The sequence below is a fragment of the Sphaerotilus sulfidivorans genome, from assembly GCF_013426975.1.
GTDB lineage: Bacteria > Pseudomonadota > Gammaproteobacteria > Burkholderiales > Burkholderiaceae_C > Sphaerotilus > Sphaerotilus sulfidivorans.
This window is the reverse complement of record NZ_JACCPY010000023.1, coordinates 58,922-66,836: the sequence shown is the minus strand read 5'-3', so window position 1 is coordinate 66,836 and position 7,915 is coordinate 58,922. Positions and strand designations below refer to the sequence as shown.

The window sequence follows — 7,915 nt, the reverse complement described above, 5'->3', positions numbered from 1 at the left end:
GCCGGTCCTTCTTCCTGGCCGCAGCGGCCAGCGTGGCGCGTGCCCCCAGGATCAGCAGCGTTCGCAGATAACTGTCGCCGGCCTTGGTGATGCGCCCGAGACGCTGCTTGCCGCCGGAGCTGTATTGTCCGGGCACGAGTCCGAGCCAGGCGGCGAGCTGTCGGCCGTTGGCGAAGTCGTGGCCGTGGCCGATGCTGGCCAGCCGCCGCGCGTCAGGCGCTATGTCGGCGAGGCGCTCGAGGGCGGGCGCGCCGCGGCCTCGCTACACTCGTGAGCGCCTTCGGGCCTTTCACTGCCGATTCCGGCGCTTTCTTCAGGAGACAGGACGATGTTCAGCCATGTGATGGTCGGATCCAACGACATCGAGCGCTCGAAGCGCTTCTATGACGCGGTGCTCGGCGTGCTCGGGGCCGGCGGGGCGATGGAGAACCGCAACGCGGCCGGCCAGATGCGCCTGTTCTACCGCCACGGCGGCGCGAGCTTCTGCGTCACCGAGCCGATCGACGGCGAGCCGGCCACCGTTGCCAACGGCGCCACCCTTGGCTTCAAGTGCGATTCGCCCGAACAGGTGCAGCAGTTCCACGATGTCGCGGTCGCGCACGGCGGCCTGTCGATCGAGGATCCCCCGGGCCTGCGTCACGGCGCGATCGGCCCGATGCATCTGGCCTATGTGCGCGACCCGGACGGCCACAAGCTCTGCGCGCTGTACCGGCCGAAGTGAAGTGGACATGAGCGGACGACCGATCCGACGCCAGCGCCGGATGGCCGCGCTGGTCTTCATGCCGGCGCTGCTGCTGTCCGCCTGCGGAGGCGGCAGCCGGGCCGATGCCGAGGTGGCGGGCGTGGTGCTCTGGCGCGCCTCGGGCAGTCTGCAGTGCGAGGCTGAACTCACCACGCAGGCCCGGCTGGACGAGGCGGTGGCCGCATTGAAGGCCGCCGGCGTGGCGGTGCAGTCGGCCCAGTGCGCCCAGGACGGGCGCATGCGTTCCGCCGTCTGCGGCACCGACAAGGGCGAGGCCTGGCGGGTGACGGTGGCGGCCGCTGCGGTCGATCAGGCCCTGACCCAGGGCTGGCGGCGGGTCGAGCCCGGGCAGGAGATCACGCCGATGGCGTGTCGCTGACCGGCGCGCGGCCCCGGCCGCGCCGCAGCCACCGCCCGCCCAGCGTCATCAGGTCGTCGATGCCGGTGAACACCACCGGGATCACCAGCAGGCTCAGGAAGGTCGAGGTGATCAGGCCGCCGATCACGACGATGGCCATCGGCGCACGGAAGCTCGGATCCACCCCCAGGCCCAGTGCGATCGGCATCATGCCCGCGCCCATCGCGATCGTCGTCATGATGATCGGGCGTGCGCGCTTGCGGCAGGCGTCGAGCACCGCCTCCAGCCGGCCCAGGCCGTGCTCCTTGCGCGCCAGCACCACATAGTCGACCAGCAGGATCGAGTTCTTGGTGGCGATGCCCATCAGCATGATCAGGCCGATCATCGAGGGCATCGACAGCGCGGTCTGGGTGATGAACAGCGCCAGGAAGGCGCCCGGAATCGACAGCACCAGCGCGGCCAGGATGGTGACCGGCTGGATGAAGTCCTTCAGCAGCAGCACCAGCACCACATAGATGCACAGCACGCCGGTGAGCATCGCCAGGCCGAAGCTCTCGAACAGCTCGGCCATCGCCTCGGCGTCGCCGACGGTGGTCTGCATCACGCCGGGTGGCAGGGACTGCAGGCTGGGCAGTGCCAGCGCCTGGCGCTCGATGTCGCCCAGCGGCTGGCCGTTGAGCTCGATCTCGAAGTTGATGTTGCGCAGCCGGTCGTAGCGGTCGATCTGCGCCGGGCCGCTGGACAGCTCCAGCGTCGCCACGCTCGACAGCATCACCGGCCCGCGGGCGCCGGGCACCGGCAGCCGGCCGAGCAGGTCGAGATCGGTGCGGGCCTCGGCGGGCAGGCGCACGACGATCGGCACCTGGCGCTGCGAGAGATTGAGCTTGGGCAGCGACTGGTCGTAGTCGCCGCGGGTGGCCACCCGCAGCGTGTCGGCGATCGCCGCGGTGGTCACGCCGAGGTCGGCCGCGCGCACCGGGTCGGGCCGCACGATCAGCTCCGGCCGGACCAGGCTGGAGCTGGAGGTGACATTGCCGATGCCCGGGAGCGTGCGCAGCTCGCGCTCGACCTGGCGCGCGTGCGCGGCCAGCGTCTCGCCATTCTCGCCGGCCAGCACCAGGATGTACTTCTCGCTCGAGCCGCCGAAGCCGACCTTGGTGCGTGCGCCCGGCAGCGCCTCGAGCCGCTCGCGCAGGTCGGCCTCGATGTCCTGCTTGCTGATGCCGGGGCGGTCGTCGCGGTGCGTCATGTTGATCGTCAGCACCGCCTTGCGCACCTCGGCCGCGCCCTGCGGCGCAAACGGGTCGGCGCCGGCCGCGCCGCCGCCGATGGCGGTGTAGACCATCTTCACCTGCGGATGCGAGCCCACCAGCGCCCGGGCCTGCTCGGCCGCCGCGGTGGTGTCGGCCAGCGTCGAGCCCGGTGGCAGCGTCACCGTGACCTGGGTCTGCGACAGATCGTCGGGCGGGATGAAGCCGGTGGGCAGCAGCGGCACCAGCAGGAAGGAGCCGATGAAGAAGACCGCGGTGGCCAGCATCGTCAGCAGGCGGTGCTTCAGGCACCAGGCGGCCATCTTCAGGTAGGCGCCCATCCAGCGCGGCGGCGTCTCGGCATGCGCGACCGGGCGCAGCAGGTAGGCCGCCATCATCGGCGTGAGCATGCGCGCCACCACCAGCGAGAAGAACACCGCGATCGCCGCGGTCCAGCCGAACTGCACGAAGAACTTGCCCGCCACCCCGCCCATGAAGGCGGTCGGCAGGAAGACCGCGATCAGCGTGAAGGTGGTGGCGATCACCGCCAGGCCGATCTCGTCGGCCGCCTCCATCGCCGCCTCGAAGGGCGTCTTGCCCATCGCGAGGTGGCGCATGATGTTCTCGATCTCGACGATCGCGTCGTCGACCAGGATGCCCACCACCAGCGACAGGCTCAGCAGCGTCACCACATTGACGGTGAAGCCCAGCCAGTGCATCAGCGCAAACGTCGGGATGGCCGACAGCGGTAGCGCCACCGCCGAGACCAGGGTCGCGCGCCAGTCGCGCAGGAAGAACCAGACCACGATGATTGCCAGCACCGCACCCTCGTAGAGCAGGTGCATCGAGCCCTCGTAGCCCTCCTGGACCGGATCGACGAAGTTGAAGGCCTCGGTGAAGGTGATCTCGGGATGCTCGGCGCGCAGCCGCTCGATCTGGGCCCGCACGCCCTCGGCGACTTCGATCTCGCCGGTGCCCTTGCTGCGGGTGATCTCGAAGCCGACCACCGGCCGGCCGTCGAGCAGCGCGGCCGAGCGGCGCTCGGCCACCGTGTCGCTGACCCGTGCGATCTGGTCGAGCCGCACCCGCCGGCCGTCCGACAGCACGAGCTCCATGCGGGCGAGCTCGTCGGCGCTGCGCACGGTGGCCAGGGTGCGCACCGCCTGCTCGGCGCCGCCGAGGTCGCTGCGGCCGCCGGGCGCGTCCTGCTGGATCTGGCGCAGCTGGCGCGACACGTCGGAGGCGCTGGCGCCCAGCGCCAGCAGCATCGCCGGATCGAGCTCGACGCGCACCTCGCGGCTGACGCCGCCGACCCGCGAGACCGCGCCCACGCCGCGCACCGCCAGCATGCGCCGGCTGACCGCGTCGTCGACGAACCAGCTCAGCGCCTCGTCGTCCATCCGGTCGGAGGCGATGGTGTAGGTCAGGATCGGCGTGCCGGCCAGGTCGACCTTCTGCACCACCGGGTCGCGCAGGTCGGCCGGCAGGTCGGAGCGGATGCGCGCGATGGCGTCGCGCACATCGTCGACCGCCTCCTGCGTGGGCTTCTCGAGCCGGAACTCGGCGGTGATGGTGACCGCGCCGTCCTGCACCGTGGTGTAGAGATGCTTCAGGCCCTTGAGCGCGGCCAGCGCGTTCTCCATCTTGCGTGCGACCTCGGTCTCGAGCTGTGCCGGCGCCGCGCCCGGCAGCGCGGCGCTGACGGTGACCGAGGGCAGGTCGATGTCGGGAAAGTTCTGCACCGTCATCGCCCGGAAGCCCATCAGGCCGGCGAGCGTCAGCAGCAGGAACAGCAGGATCGCGGGAATCGGATTGCGGATCGACCAGGCGGAGACATTCACTTGGCGGCTCCCGAGGCGGTGCCGACCACCTTGACCCGGTCGCCGTCGCCCAGGAAGCCGGCGCCTTGCGCGACCACCCGCGCCTGCGCGTCCAGTCCCTCCAGGATCTCGACCCGGTCGCCGATGCGCCGGCCGGTGCGCACCTTGACCTCGCGCACCCGCGCGTCGGCCTCGATGCGCATGACGATGCTGAAGCCCTCGCGCAGCAGCACCGCACCCTGAGGCAGCGTCAGCGCCTCGCTGCCGCCGAGCTGGAACTCGCCGCGTGCGAGCATGCCGGGCCGCGCCACCGGCGAGGCGGCCGCGCCCGGCGTCAGGTCGACATAGACCAGGCCCTGGCGGGTGGCCGGATCGACCGTCGGCGCGATCTGGCGCACCCGGCCCTCGAGCACCGTGTCGGTGCCTGCGGGCGTGAGCCGCACCGCGGTGCCCGGGCTCAGTCGGGCCATGTCGGCGCCGGAGAGCTCGGCGCGCCACTCGATGCGGCCCTGGCGGATCAGCCGGAACAGCTCCTGCCCCGGCTGGGCGACCGCGCCGACGGTGGCCAGCCGGGCGGAGATCAGGCCGTCGTCGGGCGCCAGCAGCCGGGTCTGGGCCAGCCGCACCTCGTCGGCCTGCAGCCGTGCCTTCAGGGCCTGCACGCGGGTGCGGGCGGTGGTCTCGGCGGTCAGGGTCTGCTGCAGCTGCTGGGCGCTCAGGGCGCCGCCGGCCTGCAGCGCGCGGTCGCGCTCTGCCTCGAGTCGCGCCTGCGCCAGCACCGCCTCGGCCTCGGCCAGCGCGGCCTGGGTGGCGGCCCGCTCGGCCGTCAGCGTGTCGGACTGCAGCCGCGCCAGCAGCTGGCCGCGGCGCACCCGCTCGCCGACCTGCACCGCGACCTCGACCAGCCGCAGCCCCTGGGTCTCGGCGCCGATCACCACCTCCTGCCAGGCGGCCAGGCCGCCGCTGGCCGACAGCGTGCGCGCCAGCGTCTCGCGCCGGGGTGACACCGCCTGCACGCTCAGGGCGGCACGGCCGCCGGCCGAGGCTGTGGCCGCTGTTGCCGGTGTCGCCGAGGGCGAGGAGGAGGCCTGCGCCTCGGCCGGCTGCGGGGCCAGCGTCGTCAGCGTCACCAGGGCCGGCAGCAGCGCGGCGAGAAGGTGGGGGCACCAAGGCGCCGGACGGAAATGAAGAAGGCGGACACGCATTTCGTGAGCTTATCAACGAATGCGTGTCCGCCGATGACCGGCGGCGCCGGTCAGCCTGCAGGTCAGGTCACTTGGACTCGGCCGGCTTCTCCATGTCCTTGAAGGCGTCCATCGGATCGGGTTCGGAGGCGGCGCCGGCCGGCTCCAGTCCGTCCATGCTCGGCTCGGCCTGCGGGGTGTCGCCGCCCATCATCTGCTCGAGCGCCTGGTCGGCATCGATCTTGGTCGCCTGCGTGCCATCGCCCGACACCAGCGTCGGGTAGGCGATGACCACCGCGACCATGATCAGCTGCAGCACGATGAAGGCGATCGAGCCCTTGTAGATCTCGGTGGTCTGCACCGCCGGGATCATCTCGCCGGTGACGCGGTCCTTGTAGTCCTTCTTGGCCGCGACGCTGCGCAGGTAGAACAGCGCGAAGCCGAACGGCGGCGTCAGGAAGGAGGTCTGCAGGTTCATCGCCAGGATCACGCCGAACCACACCAGCGCGAAGTCGGCCGGGTAGCCTTCGGGCAGCAGTGCGGGCAGCAGCTTCTCGGCCACCGGCGCCAGCATCGGCACCACGATGAAGGCGATCTCGAAGAAGTCGATGAACATGCCCAGCACGAAGACCAGCAGGTTCACGACGATCAGGAAGCCCATCGCGCCGCCGGGCATGTTGTCGAACAGATGCTCGACCCAGATGTGGCCGTCGGCGGCGTTGAAGGTGAAGCTGAACACCGTCGAGCCGATCAGGATGAACAGCACGAAGCAGCTCAGGCGAGCGGTGCTGTCGAGCGCCTGGTTCATCAGGCGGCGATTGATCTGGCCGCGCGACATCGCCATCAGCAGCGCACCGACCGCGCCCATCGCGCCGCCCTCGGTCGGGGTGGCCACGCCCAGGAAGATCGTGCCCAGCACCAGGAAGATCAGCACCAGCGGCGGAATCAGCACGAAGGTGAAGCGCTCGGCCAGCTTCGACAGCAGGCCCATCTTCAGCACCCGGTTGACCATCGCCAGGCCGAGGGCCAGGAAGGAGGCGACCGTCATCGACATGATGACCACCTCGTCGCCCGGGGCCGGCAGCGTGCGCTCCATCCACGGGTTCATGATGCTCTCGTGCACCTGCGCCCAGCCCCAGCCGGCGGCGCCGCAGATCGCCAGCAGCGCCAGCAGCGACTTGTGGCCGCTCGCGCCGTTGTCTTCGCGGTAGATGCGCGCCTCCGGCGGCAGGGCGGGCACCCAGTCCGGCTTGACGATCGCCACGACCGCGATGAAGGCCAGGTACAGGCCCACCAGCAGCAGGCCCGGCACCAGCGCGCCGGCGTACATGTCGCCGACCGAGCGGCCGAGCTGGTCGGCCAGCACGATCAGCACCAGCGACGGCGGGATGGCCTGCGCCAGCGTGCCCGAGGCGGTGATGGTGCCGGTGGCGATGGTGCGGTTGTAGCCGTAGCGCAGCATGATGGGCAGCGAGATCAGGCCCATCGAGATCACGGCCGCCGCGACCACGCCGGTGGTGGCCGCCAGCAGCGCGCCGACCAGGATCACCGCGACTGCCAGACCGCCGCGCAGCGGGCCGAAGACCTGGCCGACGGTCTCGAGCAGATCCTCCGCCATCCCGGACCGCTCCAGGATGATGCCCATGAAGGTGAAGAAGGGAATCGCCAGCAGGGTGTCGTTCTGCATGATCCCGAAGATCCGCAGCGGCAGCGCCTGGAACATGGTGCTGCCGAACAGCCCCACCTCCATGCCGAGAAAGCCGAACACCAGGCCGGTGGCGGCCAGGCCGAAGGCCACCGGAATGCCGGTCAGCAGGAAGGCCAGCAGGCCGCCGAACATCAGCGGCACGAAATTCTGGGTGATGAACTCGATCATGCGCGCGCTCCTTCGCGGGCGGCCTGCTCGGCCTTGGCGGCCAGCTCGGCGGCCAGCTTTTCCTCGTCGCTCGGGCCGTGCTCGACCGACATCGGGTCATCGCGCAGGCCCTGCAGGTAGGCCACCCGCTTGATCAGCTCCGACAGCGCCTGCACCAGCAGGATCGCGAAGCCGGCCGGGATCATCAGCAGCACCGGCCAGCGGATCAGGCCGCCGGCGTTCTGGCTCATCTCGCCGCTGGCGTAGGCCTGCGTGAACAGCGGCCAGGACAGGTCGATCAGGATCAGGCACAGCGGCACCAGGAACACCACGATGCCGAGAATGTCGATGATCGTGTTGGCGCGGGTCGACAGCTTCGAGGAGATGAAGTCGATGCGCACATGGGCGTTCTTCAGGAAGGCGTAGCCGGCACCGAGCATGAACACGGCCGCGAACAGATACCACTGGATTTCCAGGAAGGCGTTCGAGCCGATGTTGAAGGTCTTGCGCAGGATGGCGTTGCCGGCGCTGATCAACACCGCGGCGAGCACCAGCCATGACAGCAGCCGGCCGACCTGTTCATTGAACGAGTCGATCCAGCCTGAGAGTTTCAGGAGGGCGGACAAGGGGAATCTCCGGGGAGAAGTGGAAGTGAGGGAAATTGGAAACCGGGGAAGATGCACGCGGTTCCTGATCTTCAGGAACC

The 7,915-nt window shown here is 70.3% G+C and carries 6 protein-coding genes and 1 pseudogene; 2 read left to right on the top strand and 5 right to left on the bottom strand.

All coding sequences use genetic code 11. The features are described from left to right. Positions 1 to 202, bottom strand: a pseudogene (locus HZU84_RS13785) (transposase); the annotation flags it as partial. Positions 203 to 328: 126 nt separating this feature from the next. Between HZU84_RS13785 and HZU84_RS13780 the strand changes: the two are divergent. Continuing rightward, positions 329 to 721, top strand: coding sequence for a VOC family protein (locus HZU84_RS13780; protein ID WP_149503296.1), 393 nt, complete (start codon positions 329 to 331; stop codon positions 719 to 721). A gap of 7 nt (positions 722 to 728) precedes the next feature. After that, the gene (locus HZU84_RS13775; RefSeq protein WP_149503297.1) at positions 729 to 1,121 is read left to right on the top strand and encodes a hypothetical protein; all 393 of its coding nucleotides are present in this window, start codon (positions 729 to 731) and stop codon (positions 1,119 to 1,121) included. Here HZU84_RS13775 and HZU84_RS13770 read toward each other — a convergent pair. The 4 genes from HZU84_RS13770 to HZU84_RS13755 all read right to left on the bottom strand — a co-directional run bounded on the left by HZU84_RS13770 (position 1,099) and on the right by HZU84_RS13755 (position 7,835). Further along, the gene (locus HZU84_RS13770; protein ID WP_149503298.1) at positions 1,099 to 4,191 is read right to left on the bottom strand and encodes an efflux RND transporter permease subunit; all 3,093 of its coding nucleotides are present in this window, start codon (positions 4,189 to 4,191) and stop codon (positions 1,099 to 1,101) included. The genes HZU84_RS13775 and HZU84_RS13770 overlap by 23 nt on opposite strands. Continuing rightward, positions 4,188 to 5,375, bottom strand: coding sequence for an efflux RND transporter periplasmic adaptor subunit (locus tag HZU84_RS13765; protein ID WP_149503299.1), 1,188 nt, complete (start codon positions 5,373 to 5,375; stop codon positions 4,188 to 4,190). Before HZU84_RS13765 ends, HZU84_RS13770 begins: the two co-directional genes overlap by 4 nt. Before the next feature lie 67 nt (positions 5,376 to 5,442). Further along, positions 5,443 to 7,230 carry a TRAP transporter large permease gene (locus HZU84_RS13760; RefSeq protein ID WP_149503300.1) on the bottom strand — a complete coding sequence of 596 codons (1,788 nt, stop codon included), beginning with the start codon at positions 7,228 to 7,230 and terminating at the stop codon, positions 5,443 to 5,445. Continuing rightward, positions 7,227 to 7,835: a TRAP transporter small permease subunit gene (locus HZU84_RS13755; protein WP_149503301.1), complete on the bottom strand. Its 609-nt coding sequence runs from the start codon at positions 7,833 to 7,835 to the stop codon at positions 7,227 to 7,229. Before HZU84_RS13755 ends, HZU84_RS13760 begins: the two co-directional genes overlap by 4 nt. Positions 7,836 to 7,915: the final 80 nt, after the last annotated feature.